Here is a 19,552-nt window from a genome sequence, read left to right as displayed (position 1 = left end):
ACTTTCTTTATTCTTTTACTGCACCGGCCATCATACCGCCGATAAAGTGTTTTTGTAGTAATGGATAAATGATTAAAATTGGTATCGTTGTAATGACAATTGTTGCCAGCTGAACACCACGTGTCGTTGCCTGCACCACCATATCTGTACTGCCGCTCTCTGTCATGGTACTCAAGTTTGATTGAACAATAATTTCATAAATTTTCATCTGCAATGGATACAGATATTCTTTGGTAATATATAATTTCGTGGTCATAAAGTCATTCCATTGACCAACCCCATTAAATAAAATAATGGTGGCTAATGCCGGTTTTGTTAAAGGTAAAAAGATTTTATAAAAAATTTGAAACTCACTGGCGCCGTCTATTTTGGCGGATTCTTCTAAAGATGGTGGAATTTCTCGGAAAAAGTTCATTAAGATAACTACATCATAATAGCTAAATAAAGCTGGAATGATATATACCCAGAAGGTATCTAAGAGTCCTAATGACTTAATCAAAAGATACGTGGGAATCATGCCCCCACCAAAGTACATTGTAATAACACCCATCGTTGTATAAATGTTACGCCCGACTAGTCTAGATTTACTAAGTCCATAGGCGACAATTGCACAGAACAGCGTATGCGTCGACGCACCGATGACTGTTTTTAAAACAGAAATCAAAAACGCTCGCGGAATGCTACTATCCGAAAAAACTTTCCGATAATTTTCTAGCGTAAATCCTTTCGGCCATAAAACCAAGCCTTTACCGGCTAAACCCGAACTTGACGAAACTGAGGAAACTAAAATATTCCAAATTGGCACGATAATTAATAAAGAAAACAACACAAGAATTAACGTATTGAAAAAGTAAAACCATTTGTTTTCTTTTGATTTTCTTTTAATCACAGCTGTTGCCTCCTTTATAAAATAACCGACCGACCATTGTTCATTTTTCTAGTAATGCGATCTGTAATGACTAATAAAACAATTGAAATAACGGAAATCCCTAAACCAACTGCCGTCGCATAAGAAAAGTCCCCTTGCGTTAGCCCCATACGATAAACAAATGAATTAATTACTTCTGATTTGTTTTGGTTTTGAGCATTCATTAAAACCAACGTTTGATCTAAGTTCGATCCCAATAAACCACTAACATTTAGAATTAAGTTCAACGAAATAATCGGCGCTAATAAGGGCAAAGTAATCGTTCGGATTTGTGTTAATTTGGAAGCACCATCAATTCTCGCCGCTTCATAAAACGTTGGATCAATGCGAGACATGCCAGCAAGATAGAGAATCGTGCCCCAACCTACTTCTTTCCACAAATCAGAAAGAACAGCAATCCACCAATACTTATCAGGATCTAACAAATGATTGACGCCCTGATTCATTAAGCCTAACGACATCATGACTTGGTTGATAAAGCCATTTGTTGAAAGCCACGAAATCAACATCCCGCCTAAAACGATCCAAGAAAAAAAGTGCGGAATATAAGAAATCGTCTGAATCACTTTTTTTAAATGTCCATCTCTCATTTCAAAAATCATTACTGCTAAGATAATCGGAATAGCGAATCCTAAAAAAAGTTTCATTAAACTAATCGCTAAGGTATTACGAACTGCTTCCCAAAAAAAACTATCTTCCATAATGATTCGAAAATTTTCAAGTCCAACCCATGGTGCAGAAGAAACCGTGTCAACAATCGTATAATTTTTAAAAGCAATGATAATTCCATAAATTGGAATGTAGTTAAAGACAATCATGAATGCTACACCCGGAAGTACCATCCAATGCAATTGCCGCTGATCATAAAACTTTTTTAGTTTTTTCATAAGCAGGGTTCCTTTCTTTTTAGTGAAACGTTTCTACAAACAGATTATACATTCACTTCAAACAGTTGTAAACCCTTACATTATGGTTTTATTTAAAAATAACAGCATTAAAAAGCGCTATAGACCATTTATAAAGAAATTATTTTCCCTGCTTCTTTTTCCATAAAAATACTCTTTTATAGATATTTTAAAGCATTTTATAGAAACGTTTCACCAAAATATGAACATCTTTTTCTTAAAAATAATTCTGTTAAATAACAGAAAAAAGTCTGGTCAATCCGACCAGACTTTTTAAATATAGATAGTAAAATGTGTAATTTCAGGGATCACTCCAAAACGGGCATGAATGGCGGTCGTTCCTAAGCCTGTATTAACATATAGTTGCGTTTCTTGGTCCAACTGATACAATCCTCTGGTATACTTTTCTGCTAAAACATTTATGATTGGATAAAAAGGAATCCAAATTTGTCCGCCATGGCTATGTCCTGCTAAAACTAACTGTGTACCCGTACCAATAAATGCATCCGCGACATCTGGTTCATGGGTCATTAATAACGCATAGTCATACGTTTCTCGATAGGATAATGTTTCTGAAACGGAAGGATTTCCTAATAACGAGTCATCTAAACCACCAATAAAAAGACGGCGTCCATCTGCTAGGGTTACTGTTTCTCCTTGGTTTTTCATAACGGTAAAGCCACTGGCCTCCATGACTTCATCATACACCCCAGAAGCACCGCCACCATAATCATGATTTCCCCAAACTGCATATTTTCCAATTGTCGCTTGCAACTGTTTTAATTTTTCAATCATCGGTTCTTTTTGTTGCGGATTTTTGGCATAATTGTCAAATAAATCACCTGTAAAAACGATAATATCTGGTTTTTCACGATTGACTTTTTTTATGACTTTATCTAACCGCTTCGTCTCATAAAATTCTGAAACTTGTATATCCGAAAGTTGCACAACATTCAATGGTTCTCGTTGATTTTTCTTTCCCAAAGTCACCTGATTAACGTGAACTAAATTCGGCTCAATCTTCCACGCATAGATTGGGAGTGCGATAATTAAGAAAAAAAATAAGAGCATTATACTTAAACCAATTTTTTTAACCACATCACTCGCTCCTTTCTTTTCTTTGATTTCCGAAGACTTAGTATAGAGAAAAATCTTCTTAACCACAATCTAAAACAGAGGAAATTAAGGCTTTGTTAAACAACCTAAAGAATTTCCACAATCTCTTATCCTTTTCTTAGCTTTTTTATAAAAAAAGCTAGATAATTTCATCTGTCGATGAAATTATCTAGCTAGAACATTCTTCTCTTAATGATGATGTTTTCGAAACGTTTGATAACCAATTAAGCAAAATAAAATCCCCAATAAAATCATTCCAGTTACTGAAAATAAGCCTGCTAACATCTTTCGCATCCTCTCTGTTGCTAAACTTCCTTATTTGTAGTCACTATTTCTTGTTGTAAAATTGGTTGAAATAGACGACGTTCTGCTAATTTTCTTGCTAAAATTGCTTCACTTTTTTTCGTAAAGATACCTAAGTTATGACGCTTGCCTTTCAAAGAGATATAAGCCAGCCATTTCCCAGAAGCGGTCTGGCTCACTCCTTTGTGTCCGCTGCTATTATTTTTGGGGCGTTTACTTTGCAACTTCCCTGGAATTACACCAGCAACTCTTTGTCGGTAATCCTTCTTTTTACGATGACCGCAGCTTTTGGTATGGCCATTCAACAAATTTTCACAGCGAACCCAGCAAGCTTGTCCGCACGAACACAGACAATACGCTTTCATTGTCTGTTGAATACTTTCGATCCGTACCACGACTAATTCATGATAGTTTTTTTTCAACATTGTTTGATAGCGATGGTGCGCACATTTGGTTCGATACCCACGAATTAGTTGTCTTCTTGAAGCTTCTGTATAGCTCCCACAAGAACAGCGACAGGCCCAAACAATCATCCCTTCTTTTCTTTTTGCCGTTGGTGCTACTACTGTCAACTCACCAAACTTTTGGCCAGTTAAATCTTTATAGTTACCTGCTTGTCTCAATTGACTATCCTTCGTATTCTTGTTCTCGCCACATCTCGATTGGGTCTCTCCCATAGTGCTCATTTTTCTGAGTCTCTCCCTTTCTTAGTTCTCTGACCACCTCAGCAAATACTTGCCAATCTTTTGTTTCCGGCAAATGACGCCATGTCAATTGACGACACCGTACTTTCGAACTATAAAAATCGGACAAATACAAATCGGTTTCTAAGGTTAATTTGTGATCAATCATCACATCCATATAATTGAAAGAAGCAATAATTTTTGCAATAAAGCGGTTATAATCCTCCCCACCAGAAAAATCAACAAATACATGAATCGTTTTTTCAATTGCGCAAAAAGACCGATCATTTAACAAACAAAACATAAAATCATAATATAGATGCACGCGTTCATACATTAAAAATCGTTTTTGATGCAGCGACTCTGTCTTTTGTATAAAACCATCTAAGGCGCGATGAATTTGAGGAAACCGCTCTTCAAAGAAACTGCTCTGCTTGGCGGGAATAAATGCAGCCACTGAAAAGTATAGGCGGTCCCAGCGATAACAAATCAACTTTAATTTTTCTTTTGTTTCCACCGTAATTCGCTTTTCAAAGAAAGGAATAACACTATTCATATGATCAATAAATTCGTCTAACATGGTTAACTTATCTGGAAAAACAATCGGACTATCAATGTATTCATTTAAACTTAAAAAAAGAAAAATATATGAAGTCTCTTTGCCAAAATCCTCTTTAAAAAGAGGGGTTTCGCTTGTATAGATTTTTTCAAACGCATGCTGTAAACAGCTAGGCACATGAACTTCCGTAAAAGAGTCCACTACATGATCAGAAAACACACGAAAACGTTGGATCGTTAAAAGAATAAATAGTTGTGCGCTTTGATTAAGACTAAACGTTCTTTGATACATCAGTTGTAAATCGTTTATAAATCGCTTAATGCCAGGACTATTTTCCAGCAAAATGTTAGGCAGCCTTTCTTGATTACTTCCATAAAAATAATACAAGCATTGAAAACAAAAACTTCGGATATTTTTCTCTTCTCCAACCAAGCCTGTTGACTTTAATTTAATACGCCAATTAGCTAAAATCAGATTTAGTTTATACGAGAAGGCATAAATTTTGCTTTTGCTCATAAAATGAATTTGAGAAAATTCTTGAATCGTGTGCTTTTGATAGAGGCCCACATCAAGAAGCAACTTGGCCATTAGTGATTGATCAAAATAATATTTTCTTAAGGCTTGATAATCAATTTGCGATAATTTTTGCGCACTAATCAGTCCTTTAGCTGGAAAAAGAATTTGACTCCTTGAAGAAATCTGTGTACATTCATAATTTATTTGACGGCACAACGATTCTAACTTTTGAGTGGATAAATCAAAATATCCATAAAATTCTTCTTTTAATAATGGACCTTCACTATTCATAAAAGTTTGATAAATAAGTAATTTATCTCGGAATTCTTGGTCTAATAATTCATCTAACAAAGTAGTCACATTTTCAACTCCAAACTATCACGCCTTAAGTATCTATTTTTTTAACAAGACGTGAGTGTCAATCTTGCTTATTTTTTCCACAAATTTAAAAATGATTCTTTCAATATTTAGGAATCTTCATAGAAAAGTATTATTTTAACCAAAAAAAGCCCCCTTGCGTCACCAAGGAGGCTTTTTTTGTTATTTTTTTACTTTAAATTTAAAGAAAAGCTGATTTGTTTGACTAATTTTCTGTTTCTTTTCTAGCCTATTCGTCAAAAATGATTGAAACTTTTGGTTCGTCTTCTATACTATCTTCCTATAAAGTTCTTACTCTTTTAAGTATCAGCTTCTGTCAATAAAAGTCCTCATTTGGCATTGCTAATCTGAATACAGTATGACTACTTGTTGCCGCTATTTTTTACTGTTATTTTACTCTTTAATTGAAGCGCTAGAAACGCTGTCAACTGTTGGCTTTTCGGTCGCTGACTCTTCTTCATGGACTGATGCACTTGATACACTATCTGCCGTTTCTGGCGCTTCTTTTTTGGAGGCACCACTGACTGCATCGACGTTTTTTCCACCGACTAATTCTTGCCCAGTTTGTTTTAAATACCAATCAACAATTGGTTTAAAGTCTAAAATATACTCATTAATTCCCGCGTAATTTCCATTATCATCATACATCGCTTGATAATTATGCACTACATAGGTATCTGGTCCGTGCATTGGAACATGAACGCGAATAGCATCTGTTTTTCCTGACCGTAATTGTTGAATCACCCATTCTACATTTTTCAATGCTTTTGGCGGATGGCAATTCGCTAATGGATTACCAACTTGTCCTGGTTGCCGTTTAGCAAACATTTCTTCAGCAGCCATTTTTTTATTGTAATATAAAAATTGATTATTACTGTCTGCGTAAGTCAATTCCATTGGCATTGATTTTAAGAAATAATTTAGCTGATCTACGGTTAAAATGCCTCGATCTAATTTTACGTATGTGTCGCCTTCCACAGCCTGAACCGCTTCTGCTGCTTGTTCTACCCAATCATCTGCTGCCATATCAACCCCTTCGATCGTTGTTTCAATGGTTCCTTTTGCATGTAAATCTTCAGGTAAGTCTTTTGGCTTAGCCCCTTCTAATTTTGAAATCACATCAATGAATTCCACGAATTTTTGTAATGTGCTTTCTAAAAATTGACGTGTTCCCTCCGCAATTAAGTTGCCGTTTTCATCAAATGCTTCTTTAGCTTTCCCTAATAAAAACTCGTTTCCAGGCATCACAATCGCATTGACACCAGGTGCATCAAGAATTTGACGGAGATGTAATTGCGCACGTGAGGTTCCTTGATCATAATAAGAGCAACCAACAATCATTACTGGTTTATTTTCCAGCGGATGAATTTTGAAAGATAACCATTCTAACACACTTTTCAAACCGGCAGGAATGGTATGGTTATGTTCGGGAGTCGCAATAATTACGCCGTCTGCTTGTAAAATTTTGCGATTCATATTCTGAATCAAGACACTGTTCGTTTGATCCTTACTTTGATTAAACATTGGAATATCTTTAATTTCTAAAATTTCCAAGTCGAACATTTTATAAAACTCTTTGCCAATATATTGCAGCAGTAACCGATTATAAGAAGAATCAGCGTTTGATCCGACGATCCCAATTAATTTCATTTTATTCACTCCATTTCGTTAAATCGTTTCCCATGAGAAATTTTCTGCTTCTTTTTTGTTTTGCGCATGCGCATGTTTCAGCTGTTCTGTAATTTCAATAAATACACAAAAATCTGCAAACAAACCAGCTAGTTTATCTATTTGTTCTGAATCTTTTAACGCATTGTTTTCATCAAAAGCTTGTAAGGAATGCGCTAATAGAAATTCAGAGCTTGGCATAATTCGTGCTTTCAATTCAGGAGCATCTAAAATTTGACGCAGATGCGCTTGTGCTCTAGAGGAACCTAACGTGCCATAGGATGCACCAGTAATCATAACTGGTTTATCAACAAACGGAAAAATCCCGTAAGATAACCAACTTAGGGCATTCATCAAAGAAGCCGGCACCGCATGGTCATATTCAGGCGTACTGATAATGACGCCATCTGCTGCTTCAATTTTTTCAGCAACCGTTTTAACTATTTCTGGCAAAACTTTGTCTTCTGGCTTGTTAAACATAGGAAAGTCAACAATTTCAACTAGTTCAATGTCAGCCTCCTGCGCAAAATAGTGTTGCATAAATTGCAAAAGTTGACGATTGGTTGATTGCTCTGAGTTCGTTCCTACTAAGCCGATAATTTTTTTCATAATGAGCTGTCCTTTCTTTTTCGGTTCTATGAATGGATAATGTGAAGAGTATCTGCTAACCCACTGCTATATAAAATTTGCTGGTCTTGTGTAATGATGACTCCTTCAATCCCATCTAGTTGATTGAGGATTTCAAGCGCTTCTGGAATTGGATAACCAAATAAACGCGTTGTCCAAATCTCACCATCCACTGAAGCATCCGAGATAATTGTGATGCTGGCCATTTCAGTTTCCAATGGGTAACCGGTCGTCGGATCCAACAAATGGTGATAGACTCGCCCAGCTTCGGTTAAACTTCTTTCATAAATGCCCGACGTCACAACCGATTGATTAGCCACTTCGACAAGTAAGCTGATTGTTTCTCTTGATTCTTGCGGATTGCGAATACCAATTCGCCATTTTTTGTTTTGATGCGTAGAGGGCCCCAACGTCACAATATTGCCGCCCAGATTAATCAAAGCAGACGTCACATGGACTTCTTTCAAATAGGTAATTAGTAAATCAGCGATATAGCCTTTTGCTAAAGCCCCCAGATCTAATTTCATTCCTTCTTCTTCCAAAAAAACCGTTTGTTTTAAGGGATTTAAGTGAATCTTTTCTGGATTAATTTTTTTCAAACAGGCTTTTATCTCCTTTTCTGACGGGACACGGGCATCTTTAAAACCGATTCGCCACGTTTGAACTAACGGGCCAATGGTAACATTCAAATGACTAGCTGGATCACAACTATGTTTTTTCCCTAATGCAATTAATTGATACAACTCTGGATGAACGCTGACTGGTTTTTTCCCAGCTTGTTGATTGACAGCCATCAGTTCCGAAGTTGAATCATTTGCACTAAAGCGTTGTTCATAAGTGATCAATCGTTGATGCACTTCTTCTAGAATTTTTTCAGGTTCTTCATGGTCTACAAATACATCTATTACTGTGCCCATCAAATAAATAGTTTGACTTTGTTGCACCTCAAGACTTCCTCTCCACGAAAGATTGTGTTTTATTTCACATTTATTCACAAATGAATCATACGCCTTTATTTGATGCCAGTCAAGTCGTTTATATATTTTTTTATATAAAATAACGACCTTAAAATTTTCATTTAAGGTCGTAACGTGTCTTGAACTCTTTTAAAAAACGCTTTTTTTATTATATTTTGAAAATAAATATATAATTTTCTATATAAACTAATTATTCTTAGATAAAATTGTTTCTTTCAATGTTTGAATTGCTTCCAACAAGATGCGATTTTTATTGATTTTTGCATACGCGCGGGCATCTTGTAGTAGTTCTAAAATTTGCTCTTGCGGCTTTTCTTCAGCTAAGGCATTTTTTGCAAGCTGGAAAGCTGCTCTTGCCAAGTAATACGTGACGTGATTATCAGAACAGATGGAAATCGCATACTCTAACAAAGCATCACTTGTTTCTAAATCGCCTTTTTCTGCATAAAAAACACCACAGTGAAAGACAACATTTAATACTCGCCAAGTATCTTCCATTGATTGAATAGTATAGAGATAAATTTCCTTGAAGACCTTATTGAAATAAAATTCGGCTTTCTCAATTTCGCCTTCTTTGGCATAGGCCATGCCAATTCCAGTAAAAGCTAACAAACGGTAAATATCGCTCGTGTATTTTTGCTCTTCAAACAGAAGTTTTTCAAAGGTAAATAAGCAATCCATCAACGAAGCATTTTGAAAAATCATGACAAAGCCTTGTAAATAATAATATTCTAATAACAGTTGGGAATCTTTGATTTCATCAAAAGGAATATTTTTTAAAATTGTTTGCAATTGGTCATGTTCGCTGGTAATCAAGAAGAATTCTGCTTCTTCCATTTTTTCAAGAATTTCAGGTTGTTTAATCCCTACGCGCGGGAAGAGCTCTCCCAAAGGTAGCTCTAAACGATTACATAGTTGGATCAATATTTTTAAAGTTGGGACTTGACCATTCTTTTCAAAGCGACTAACCGTAACTTGCGTACAAATCCCTTTAGCCAATTCACTTTGTGACAAACCACGTGCTTTGCGTTTTTCTATAAACCGTTGTATATTCATTGCTTTTCCTCTCATTCTCATCTTCTCAAACTTACTATAATACAACTTACCTTAAAAATATATATAGAAAAAGAAAAATGTTTATAACAAAAAAGAACACAGACAACTCTTTCATTAAAAGTTTGTCTGCGCTCTATTAGAACCTAAATCACTAAACGTCAATCCAGCGTTATTTAATCAATCCGATACGTCATACTTGCTTTGTTTAGAGAGCAGCTCTTTTTTTAGCTTCTTTCACAAACGTATTCATGGCCTGATATAATTTTTCCTTGATTTCTTTGAGATTAGCTTGTTGTAATTCTTTATTGGCAACTAACTGTTGACCGTTCACCCAAACGGCTTCAACATTGCTAGCATTTGCTGAATAAACCAACGCTGAATAGGCATCAAAAATCGGAAACATATTAACTGATTGCGTTTCAATTAATGTTATATCCGCTTTTTTGCCCACTTCCAATGAACCGACTTGCTCCGCCAAACCTAACGTTTTAGCGCCCCCCATCGTTGCCAGATAAACAATTTCTTTCGCAGGAAACAAGGAGCGATCTTGGTGTGCTGTCTTATGAAAATTCGCAACCATGCGCATTTGGGTGAATAAATCTAATGTATTCCCACTACTAGGTCCATCCGTGCCTAAACCGACAATAATCCCTTGATCAAGCATTTGCTTAATCGGCGCTACGCCTTTGGCTGATTTAGTATTCGCACCGATACAATGAGCGACACGCGCTTTTCCATTAGTAGCAGCTAAACTCGCAAGATCTTCATCTGTTGCCAAAATACAATGCGCTAAAATAAACGGCTCGCCCAAATAACCCAGTTCTTCTAAGAAAGCAATTGGTGTTTTTTGATAGGCTTTTTCAAACTCAGCCATTTCATAAGTCATTTCAGCAACGTGCATGGTCACAGGAACTTGGTATCGCCGACTAAGTTCAATAATTTTTGCTAACACTTCTGGTGAGTTGGTATTCGGTGCATGCGGCGCAAGCATAGGCGTAATCAACGGATGTCCTTGCCACTTGCGAATAAAGGTTTCCGCGTAAAAAAGACCGCCTGAAGGTTCCGGACTATCACAAGTGGGCATGTCAATAATCGTTTCTCCGAGCAAAGCGCGAACACTCATTTTTTCGCAACTTTTAGCAATTTCATCTTCAAAATAATACATATCACAAAAGCTCGTAATACCACTCAGTAACATTTCAGCAATTGCATAATCACTACTGCATCCTACTAATTCTTTTGTCATGAATTGTTCTAATGGAAAAAGAAAACGCCGGAGTCGATCTGGCACATCGTCCCCTAACGAACGAAATGGAATCATGCCTACATGGGTATGGGTGTTAATCATCCCAGGCATTAAAATTCCATTTTGACCATCGATTACTTGATTTGCAGCCATTCGCTTTTCATCAAGTGTGGTCATTGGTGCTAATTCCACAATTGTGTCTTCTTCAATCACTAAATAGCCGGCTTTGATTTCTGAAAATTGCTCATCCATTGTTAGTATATGCACATTTTTAATGAGTGTTTTCATGCAAAAGAACTCCATCCTCTGGAAAAACTAATGGATAGAAACGTTGTGACTTCGTATCCATCATCCCAAAATCTGTCACTTTAATGGCTGGCGAGACAGGCAATGATAGTGTGGAAAAGGACATGATTTCATTCATATTTTGATAGCCTAACGCTTGCATAGCTTGTCGGACTTTTTGCAAAGCAGCGCCTAATTGTTCAATCGGTGCTTGCGATAAAATCCCACCAATTGGTAAAGGACAAGTTGCCATCACTTGCTGATCCGAAGCAACCAAATAGCCGCCTTGCATCGCTAATAATTCATTCTGCGCTAATAAAATATCCTCAATCGTATTACCCATCACCATTAAATTATGATGATCATGGGCCCAGGTTGTCGCAATGGCTCCTTTCTCGGAAAGGGGTTGATCCATTAAAGAAAAAGAAATATTGCCATTTTTTCCGTAACGTTCCATCACAATTAATAAGGCACAGTTGGCTTTTTGCCATTGCAACAACCCATTTTCAACAGGAATTTCTTTTGTAATTCGCTCTGTAAATGTGCCAATCTCTTGTTTTTGAATCACATTACAACGAACTGTTTCTTTTGTTGTAGCCACCTTTAAAAGTAAATCTTCTTCTGTTAACTTTTTACATTGGATGGTTTGTTGGTACGCGGCTGGAAACTCTTCGATTTTTTCTGGATAATGGAAGGGCTCGCCTTTTTCAAAAACGACCTTTCCAGATTTATAAACCGTATTAATATCAAAACTTTCTAAGTCATTTAATAACAAAAAGTCAGCTTTTTTACCAGGTGCAATTTCGCCGCGATCATGGAGACCCATTCGTTTGGCCGGCGTATAAGTTGCCATATAAATGGCTTTTTCGATAGGCAACCCTGCTTGAACGGCTTTTTTGACATTTTCATTTAGATGACCTTTTAGCAAATCATCAGCCATCACGTCATCCGTGATAATACTTGCATAATTGTAGAAGTCATTGTCTACTATCACCTGAATGTTTTCAGGAGTGATTGATTTATTTTGAAATTGAATAAAGACGCCCGCTTCAATTTTTTCTTTTAACGTTTTAGGAAATTGATGGGTATGATCTGAAGTGATACCACTATATAGAAAATCTGCTAACTCTTGATCTTCGATTTTAGGACAGTGGCCTTCTAAAGGCATGGTTGGTCGTTGTTTTTGACACAAATCGATAATTTGACGAATTAAAGAATCTGGCTCATAGGAAATCCCTTTAAAATTCATGGCTTCCCCTAAACAAATCACTTTTGGCTCTTTGAGTAATTCTGCTACTTCTGCTAAGCCGATAATCCCACCAGTTGTTTCTAATTCGGGAGTAGTCGAAGGAACCGAGGAAGGAATTGCGTGAAAGATATCTAGTTCTGTTTCAGCGGCCATAAAAGCTTTTAAGCCTTCTAAGCCAAATACGTTAGCCATTTCATGGGCATCGGCAATCACCGTTGTCACACCGTAACGCACTACTGCTTTGGAAAAAATAGTAGGTGTCGTCATGGAACTTTCAATATGCATGTGTGCATCAATTAAGCCGGGAATCATCCATTGATTCTCGGCATTAATTGTTTTTTTGGGCTGCAAATTGACGTTCTCTTCTTCATAAATGTAATAAAATTTATCATTTTTAATCGCAACATTTCGTTGAACGAATGTTTGAGTGACTGTTTGATACAGCCACACATTTTTTAGTAATACATCGACGTTCATTTTGTCCCTCTTTTCTAAAACTATTGATTCATCGTCCGATTCCATTGATCAATCCAATCCGCTAGTTGACTATTAATAAAATTAAAATCGACTGTTTTGGCACGTTCGGCAATGGCACCATATGTTTTATTTTTCGCTTCTTTTTCGCTTAGCGTTACTTGTTGATTTGTAGGTCCTTCATTTAACGAAATCGCTTTGGCCTTTTGTGATTCTTCACTAATCCGTGCGTTAACAAATTTAAAGGCGATTTCTTTGTTTTGTGCTTTTTTAGGAATATTGACTGTATTATAGTTGGCATACGTGCCGCTTTCTGGGACGACATACGTCACGTTTTCTGCTGCGCCTTGAATAATATCAACCGCAAAATCAGCAACCACAGCTGCTTCAATTTCACCAGATTGGAACATATTAGCTAAGTCTGACGATTTTGAATACGTTTTAACAACGTTTGGTTTTAATTCTTTCATCGCTTCAAAAGCGGCCTTCCCGTTATCTTTTGTAATATCTTGACCAGCATGTTCACTAGCAACGTATAACATTAAAGGACCTGCTGTCGTGGCAACGTCTGGAACAGAAATTTTACCTTTCAAGTCAGCTGACCATAAGTCATCCCAGTTCTTAATTTCTTTGCCTAATTTTTCTTTGTTGTAAACAATCCCGATACTGTTTACAGCAATTGGTACGCCAGCACCACTTTCAAAAACCTCTTTTGCTCCCGGCGTTAACTGACTTAAATTAGGTACTTCTTTTTCTGTAATTTTTTCAAATAACCCTTCTTTTCCACCTTGTGCTGCATTTGCTTGTGCTAATTCAATAACATCAATTCCCGCATTGGGATTATTTTTTAATTTCGTAAAGCGGTCTGCGCTATTGCCTACTTCTAAGGTAACTTTCGCTTCATTCTCTTTTTCAAACGGAGCGATAATGTCTTTTTTGACAATATCTTCACTTAATCCGAAAGTTGAAACGACTAAAGCATTACTTCCACCTTTGCTCTCGCTTTTCGTAGTTGCTTCGCTGTTTCCACAAGCAGTCATTAATAACGTTGCAGCGACTAATGTCCCTAAAATTACGCGTTTTTTCATTTTTTAATCTTCCTCCAAAATGGTTTTTATTTTTCTAAAATAACTAATTTCTCAGCTGGAAAAGCCAAGTGAATGGTTTCGTTTGTTTCATATAACTGTTCACTTGTTCCATTAACCAGCAATGTACCTAACGCTGTTTCCACTTCATATTGATAGCTTTTCCCTAAAAATGTTCGGACAGCGACAGTACCTGCGACAGTATTAGTAGCAGCTTCTGAAACAATCTCGATGTCCTCTGGACGAATCGTTGCCACTGTCGTTGTAACATTTGGTTCAGGATTAGTCGTTTTCACTATTTGATCTGTTTGTGTCCGATAATGACCAGCTTCCATTTTTTCAACAGAGAAAAAGTTTTCAAAACCGATAAATTCTGCAACAAACTTAGTACGAGGCAAACGATAAATCGTTTCTGGTGAATCATATTGTTCAATCACGCCATTATTCATAATGGCCACTTTATCTGAAATAGAAAAGCACTCTTCTTGGTCATGTGTGACAAAAACTGTCGTAATGCCTAATTGTTGTTGAATCCGTTTGATTTCAATCCGCATTGCCACACGTAATTTTGCATCTAAATTACTCAACGGTTCATCTAGTAGTAATAGTTTAGGTTCGATAATCAGAGCCCGTGCTAGCGCAACCCGCTGTCTTTGACCACCAGATAATTGTTTTGGATAACGGTCTCCCAAGCTTTCTAAACCACATACTTTTAGCATTTCCGCGACTTTTTGGTCCATGGTTTGTTTGCTTTCTTTGCGTAATTTCAGCCCAAAAGCCACATTTTCTGCAATCGTTAAATGGGGAAATAACGCATAGCTTTGAAAAACCATCCCGAAGTTTCTTTTATGGACAGGAACCTTTGTTAGTTCTTCTTGGTCAACGAAAAACTGTCCGTCGTTTGGCTTAATTAATCCAGCAATCACTCTTAGCGTAGTCGTTTTACCACAACCACTCGGTCCTAATAAAGAAACTAACTCTCCTTTTTCCATTGAAATATTTAAATCTTTTAAAATATCTTGTTTTCCGTCATAGCTGACGCGAATATCTTTTAAATCCACAAAAGTCAAAATTTTCTCCTCTTTCTATCTCGTGCTTCTTCCATGTTTTAGGCAATGGAAGCTAGTCCCAACGTTTTTTCAATTAAAAACATTAAGCCCATTGTTAGTAGCATCAACAATACAGAAATTGCTGAAACAGTTGGATCATAATTGTATTCCATATAACTTAATAAAGAAGTAGGCAGCATCGTCACACCGGGACCTGATAAAAACATCGATACAGGAACATTGTTAAACGAATTGACAAATGCTAACATAAAGGCTGCAAAAATTCCTGAAGACACATTGGGTAAAACAATTTGAATGAAAGCTCGCAATCTTGTACAACCTAATGTCCAAGCTACTTCTTCCATTGAATAATCTAGTTGTTCCATACTTGACCCAACCACTCGAATAATATAAGGCAAACTAATTAAAAAATGCCCCATTAATAATCCTTGAAAGACAGGCAAACCTAATTTAATAACAATATATTGAAATAACGTATACCCGACCACAATTCCTGGAATCACAGTTGGGGATAAGAAAAAGCTTTTAATAAAGTTGCGCCCGCGAACGGAATAACGTGCCAGCGCGTAGGAAGCCGGAATCCCTACTATTAATGCTAAAACAGTCGCTAATACCCCAATCAACAAGCTTAACTTAAAACTGTCCATAAACGTTTCCGATTGTAAGGCTTTGGCGTACCAATCTAAAGTAAATCCTTTAATCGGAAATTGAATCGCTGCGGCTGTTCCAAAAGAAGTCACCACAATCAAACATAATGGTAAAAATAAAAATAGAAAAACTAGAATTGCAATAACAGATAGTCCTTTTTGCTTACGCATGATTTGCTTCTCTCCGATCTACTTTCTTAGCGACCATGTCTAGGCCTTTCATCACAATTAATGTTGTTAAAATCATAATAAATGCAAGAACACTCGCCGATTGCCAATCACCTAAAGTATTAGCCTTTTGATATAAGAAGGTCGACATCATCATTTTTTGGTTACCACCTAACAGCTGTGGCGTCGTATAAGCCGTTAAAGTTCCTGTAAACACTAATATACTTCCTACGATGGTGCCTGGAATTGATAAAGGTAAAACAATTTTCCGAAAAGCCGTCATTGGATTGGCGCCTAGCGTCTCAGCCGCTTCTAGCATTTCTCCTTCAATGTTTTCCATAACCCCAACTAAGGTCATAATCATTGTCGGTAAAAATAAATACACTGAACCGATAATAATTGCAAATTCTGTATACAATAAATTCAGCGGTTGCTCAATTAAGCCTGTTTTTAATAACAACGTATTCACTACACCGTTTTTTCCTAAAATGTTAATCCAAGCAAAACTTCGAATAACTGAGTTGGTTAATAGTGGAAACAAGGTCATAGCCATTAAAAAGCCACGCCATTTTTTGGAAACTCCAGCAATAAAGTATGCCGTTGGAATGCCCAACACGATTGAAATCCCCGTCACAATTAACGAAACTCTTATCGTTCGCCAGAAAATTGAAACATTATAGTCATCTTTAAAAAAAGTAACATACTGATTTAGTGTCAAGCCATGATCAGTAAAAATGGTTGGCAAAATGCTAGTAATTAATGGAATCATTAAGAAAAATAATAATAGTACTAGTCCCGGTGCCACAATTAAATAAGGAACTTTCTTGTTCATTCGTACACTCCTCGTTCGTTTTTTCACTTCATCAGTATACGCAAGGAAAACGTATATTTCAACACATTTTCATCTTTTTGTTCGTTTTTAAACCCGAACGTTCGTATATTTTTTCGGAAAAGGTTATTAAAAAATAAAACACGAACATTAAACAAAAAAACACAAACAAAACTGTTTGTGTTTTTTGTCAACTTTTTTATTTATCACTTAATTTTCTTGGAACGTTTGATCCTTTTCCATCATTTTCACTATAATACCATCTTGATACACCTGATAATATCCGAACAATTCATTCTCTTTCGAGACACTATTCTTTTCAGATCTAATTTGAACAACATAACTTCCTTTATTTGACTGCTTAAACGTATAATGAAACGCCGAGTCATTCGTTGGTATCCCTAAACCATTTTGTAAAAATTCAATCGCTTCCTGTTTAGTATAAGATTCTGCTTCTAATTGCGTTCCTAAATGCGGATTTTTTTGATCGACAAATTGTCTTACTTTGTCATTATTAGCAGACTTTTCTATAACGACTTCCTGTTGTGAATCCCTACTTCCTGAACAGCCAGATAATACAAATAAAATCATCAACAACCCTAAACACTTACTCAAAGTTTTCTCCTCCTCTCCCTTTTCATTAGTGATACCTGATGATTTCTTTTATATTTTAGCATGCTTGATATAACGAATGGTGCTCAAAAAAGACAGAATCAACAAGTAAAAATTGTCGACTCACCTTTCTCAACTAATATTAAAAACTATTTGTCTCAATATTTTCGAATTCCCTGTAAATTACTGATAAATAAAAACAGCTCTTTTTGCGTATACTTATATTATCAGCACCTAAAGGAGGAACTTTCTTGAATAAAAAAAATCTACTCACTTATCAATCAATGACAGTCTTGTTTCTAGTATTCAGTCTCTTTACTTTTGACCCATCGGTTTCTTTTGCCACTCGTTCTGGAAAAACGCCTGTTTCAGTTGAGCTAGAACTTGGAGGGCTGCCTGGCGATGAATCGGTTGACGATACCGTTGATCCTGATTTAGAAAATCCTAACACTAGTTTTGACTTGCTCTTCATTCCGAAAGAATTTACTTTTGAAACCCAAGCGATTTCTGGTGATTTAACAGCAGTTCCTATACGACCTTCTGAAGGTAATACTCATACAATGAGACACTTCGGGATGGGGGATGTTCGCGGAGCCTTAACTGGTTGGCATGTCACTGCTGAAATCCCACACATGCGAAACGAAGCTCATTCTTTACTAGGCATCATTACGTTTCAATTAACAGGCGGCTATGCCCGCTATGACAAAACGTTAAGGCGTTTCTTTATGACAAATACAATGTATGGACTGGATTTTTCAGAAGATCCTGCTGCACCCGACTTCCCGACCAACCCAATTATTATCGGTAACGGTGCGACTTTAATGAGTAACGCTGGTGACAGAAAAGGACAAGGCATGTGGAGTGGCCGCATGACCGATATTTCTCTTGCAATTCAAACCCCTGTTTCACAATTATTTCCTGGCGCATATACAGGTTCGATTATCTGGAATTTAATCTCTGGACCTGCATAAAATAAAGAAACGCTTAGAAAACTAGCGAAATCACTACTCTTCTAAGCGTTTCTTTATATCATAAGGACTATTTGCTCCTTCTATTCGTCTAAACATACTTTACCGCTTTTCGTTTAACGAATCACTTGGCCCCAGCGGTAATCAAACTGATACTCTTGGTTGCCATTATTCAAATTAATTTTGTATAAATAACGCGGGACTTTAATAAACAACGCATCCTCTACTTGAAAAGCTTCAATAGGTACATTTTCTTTAGTTAAAAGCAACGGTGTTTGCCACTCGTATGTTTTTTTCTGCCAATTGTATAAGCCAACTATCGCTTGAATACTTTGTCTTTTCTTGTATGACAGAACATAATAATTTGCTTCATCTTTCTTGCCTAGTAAAACTGGTGCTATTAGTTGCTCTTCTAGTTTTCCTTGCACTGTTGTTCGCTCTTCCGATGACAGCTCTTGACCAATTTGACTCTCATTTGAATCTACCGTCCATTTAGGCGCTTCTTGTGTTTGAAAGACTTCTTTGAAAGTTGGGTCTTGTTTTAACTGCCAATTTTTCAAATCTAATTGATAATATCGATTGTTTAATCCATAAATATAGAGATAGCGATTATCCATAAAACGATAATCAACGAAATCAGAGCTTAAATAGTCTTTTAATTCAGGGAATTTCTTCACTAAATCCGCTTCGGAAAACTGTTTTTTCCCTGTTTTTGTATCGAGTAAGTAAATGGCCTCGTTATCAGCATTATTCAAAACCACATATTGATCCGTTTGACCAATTAAATAATCACGCCAGCCTAAACGTTTACTCCACATTCGTTCGCCCGTCTGACTATTAACAGAAATCACTTGGAACAATGAGTTACTGGTGCTAATGCCATTCGTTCGTCCATTTGGGATAATCATTCGCTCAATTGAAGTTAAGCCTTTCGTTTTTTCAGAATAAAACGTCGCACTTTTCTCTTCAATCGTTACTGAACGAAACATTCCGAAAAAGATTAAACCAGCAAAATGTACCACTGCAAGATAAACCAACAAAATTAACGCATAGGGAACCAGTCTCCTTGTACTCCGCCTTCTTATTAAGGAAATAACCAAAATACCACTAATTACTATAAAAATAATTGCTACAATGATGACAAAAATATCATGATAGAGCCAACCAGATAATTGCCAACTTCTATAAAGTGTGTCCATTACG

The 19,552-nt window shown here is 36.5% G+C and carries 18 protein-coding genes; 1 reads left to right on the top strand and 17 read right to left on the bottom strand.

All coding sequences use genetic code 11. The features are described from left to right. Positions 1 to 7 precede the first annotated feature (7 nt). From MKZ30_RS05260 to MKZ30_RS05185, 16 genes are all read right to left on the bottom strand, one after another. The gene (locus MKZ30_RS05260) at positions 8 to 889 is read right to left on the bottom strand and encodes a carbohydrate ABC transporter permease (RefSeq protein WP_002357901.1); all 882 of its coding nucleotides are present in this window, start codon (positions 887 to 889) and stop codon (positions 8 to 10) included. Positions 890 to 903: 14 nt separating this feature from the next. Continuing rightward, positions 904 to 1,815: an ABC transporter permease gene (locus MKZ30_RS05255; protein ID WP_002382199.1), complete on the bottom strand. Its 912-nt coding sequence runs from the start codon at positions 1,813 to 1,815 to the stop codon at positions 904 to 906. A 291-nt stretch (positions 1,816 to 2,106) separates the two neighbouring features. Then, the gene (locus tag MKZ30_RS05250) at positions 2,107 to 2,997 is read right to left on the bottom strand and encodes a metallophosphoesterase (RefSeq protein ID WP_033600710.1); all 891 of its coding nucleotides are present in this window, start codon (positions 2,995 to 2,997) and stop codon (positions 2,107 to 2,109) included. 257 nt (positions 2,998 to 3,254) lie between these two features. Beyond that, the gene (locus MKZ30_RS05245) at positions 3,255 to 3,929 is read right to left on the bottom strand and encodes an AP2/ERF family transcription factor (protein ID WP_033600711.1); all 675 of its coding nucleotides are present in this window, start codon (positions 3,927 to 3,929) and stop codon (positions 3,255 to 3,257) included. Next, positions 3,880 to 5,370 (bottom strand): helix-turn-helix domain-containing protein, encoded by a 1,491-nt coding sequence (locus MKZ30_RS05240; RefSeq protein ID WP_002366520.1) that lies wholly within the window; start codon positions 5,368 to 5,370, stop codon positions 3,880 to 3,882. The genes MKZ30_RS05245 and MKZ30_RS05240 overlap by 50 nt, the downstream gene beginning before the upstream one ends. A gap of 411 nt (positions 5,371 to 5,781) precedes the next feature. After that, positions 5,782 to 7,038, bottom strand: coding sequence for an NADPH-dependent oxidoreductase (locus MKZ30_RS05235; RefSeq protein WP_002360528.1), 1,257 nt, complete (start codon positions 7,036 to 7,038; stop codon positions 5,782 to 5,784). An 18-nt stretch (positions 7,039 to 7,056) separates the two neighbouring features. Continuing rightward, a complete protein-coding gene (locus MKZ30_RS05230; protein WP_002357907.1) occupies positions 7,057 to 7,665 on the bottom strand; it encodes an NADPH-dependent FMN reductase in 609 nt (202 codons plus the stop codon). A gap of 26 nt (positions 7,666 to 7,691) precedes the next feature. Continuing rightward, on the bottom strand, positions 7,692 to 8,627 hold the full coding sequence (locus MKZ30_RS05225; protein ID WP_010715111.1) for an FAD:protein FMN transferase: 936 nt from the start codon (positions 8,625 to 8,627) through the stop codon (positions 7,692 to 7,694). A gap of 219 nt (positions 8,628 to 8,846) precedes the next feature. Then, the gene (locus MKZ30_RS05220; protein ID WP_002382193.1) at positions 8,847 to 9,737 is read right to left on the bottom strand and encodes a helix-turn-helix domain-containing protein; all 891 of its coding nucleotides are present in this window, start codon (positions 9,735 to 9,737) and stop codon (positions 8,847 to 8,849) included. 184 nt (positions 9,738 to 9,921) lie between these two features. Continuing rightward, on the bottom strand, positions 9,922 to 11,250 hold the full coding sequence (locus MKZ30_RS05215; RefSeq protein WP_033600712.1) for an amidohydrolase: 1,329 nt from the start codon (positions 11,248 to 11,250) through the stop codon (positions 9,922 to 9,924). Further along, the gene (locus MKZ30_RS05210) at positions 11,234 to 13,018 is read right to left on the bottom strand and encodes an adenine deaminase (RefSeq protein WP_002382191.1); all 1,785 of its coding nucleotides are present in this window, start codon (positions 13,016 to 13,018) and stop codon (positions 11,234 to 11,236) included. Before MKZ30_RS05210 ends, MKZ30_RS05215 begins: the two co-directional genes overlap by 17 nt. Further along, a complete protein-coding gene (locus MKZ30_RS05205) occupies positions 12,994 to 14,058 on the bottom strand; it encodes an ABC transporter substrate-binding protein (RefSeq protein ID WP_033600713.1) in 1,065 nt (354 codons plus the stop codon). The genes MKZ30_RS05210 and MKZ30_RS05205 overlap by 25 nt, the downstream gene beginning before the upstream one ends. Positions 14,059 to 14,084: 26 nt before the next feature. Further along, positions 14,085 to 15,125, bottom strand: a complete 1,041-nt coding sequence (locus tag MKZ30_RS05200; RefSeq protein ID WP_002382190.1) for an ABC transporter ATP-binding protein — start codon at positions 15,123 to 15,125, stop codon at positions 14,085 to 14,087. Positions 15,126 to 15,163: 38 nt separating this feature from the next. After that, entirely contained in the window at positions 15,164 to 15,943 is a 780-nt protein-coding gene (locus tag MKZ30_RS05195; RefSeq protein WP_002357916.1) for an ABC transporter permease, read from the bottom strand. Continuing rightward, complete coding sequence (locus MKZ30_RS05190) at positions 15,936 to 16,772, bottom strand: ABC transporter permease (protein WP_002382189.1); 837 nt, start codon at positions 16,770 to 16,772, stop codon at positions 15,936 to 15,938. The genes MKZ30_RS05195 and MKZ30_RS05190 overlap by 8 nt, the downstream gene beginning before the upstream one ends. 207 nt (positions 16,773 to 16,979) lie before the next feature. Continuing rightward, the gene (locus tag MKZ30_RS05185; RefSeq protein ID WP_002382188.1) at positions 16,980 to 17,360 is read right to left on the bottom strand and encodes a hypothetical protein; all 381 of its coding nucleotides are present in this window, start codon (positions 17,358 to 17,360) and stop codon (positions 16,980 to 16,982) included. 230 nt (positions 17,361 to 17,590) lie between these two features. Between MKZ30_RS05185 and MKZ30_RS05180 the strand changes: the two genes are divergently transcribed. After that, positions 17,591 to 18,352, top strand: a complete 762-nt coding sequence (locus MKZ30_RS05180) for a WxL domain-containing protein (RefSeq protein ID WP_025187497.1) — start codon at positions 17,591 to 17,593, stop codon at positions 18,350 to 18,352. A 113-nt stretch (positions 18,353 to 18,465) separates the two neighbouring features. On the opposite strand, the gene MKZ30_RS05175 is transcribed toward MKZ30_RS05180, so the two are convergent. After that, positions 18,466 to 19,548 carry a PA2928 family protein gene (locus MKZ30_RS05175; RefSeq protein ID WP_016614177.1) on the bottom strand — a complete coding sequence of 361 codons (1,083 nt, stop codon included), beginning with the start codon at positions 19,546 to 19,548 and terminating at the stop codon, positions 18,466 to 18,468. Positions 19,549 to 19,552: the final 4 nt, after the last annotated feature.

The organism is Enterococcus sp. LX10, assembly GCF_023539285.1.
GTDB lineage: Bacteria > Bacillota > Bacilli > Lactobacillales > Enterococcaceae > Enterococcus > Enterococcus faecalis.
The sequence above is the reverse complement of the archived record's forward strand: the minus strand, read 5'-3'. Positions and strand labels throughout refer to the sequence as shown.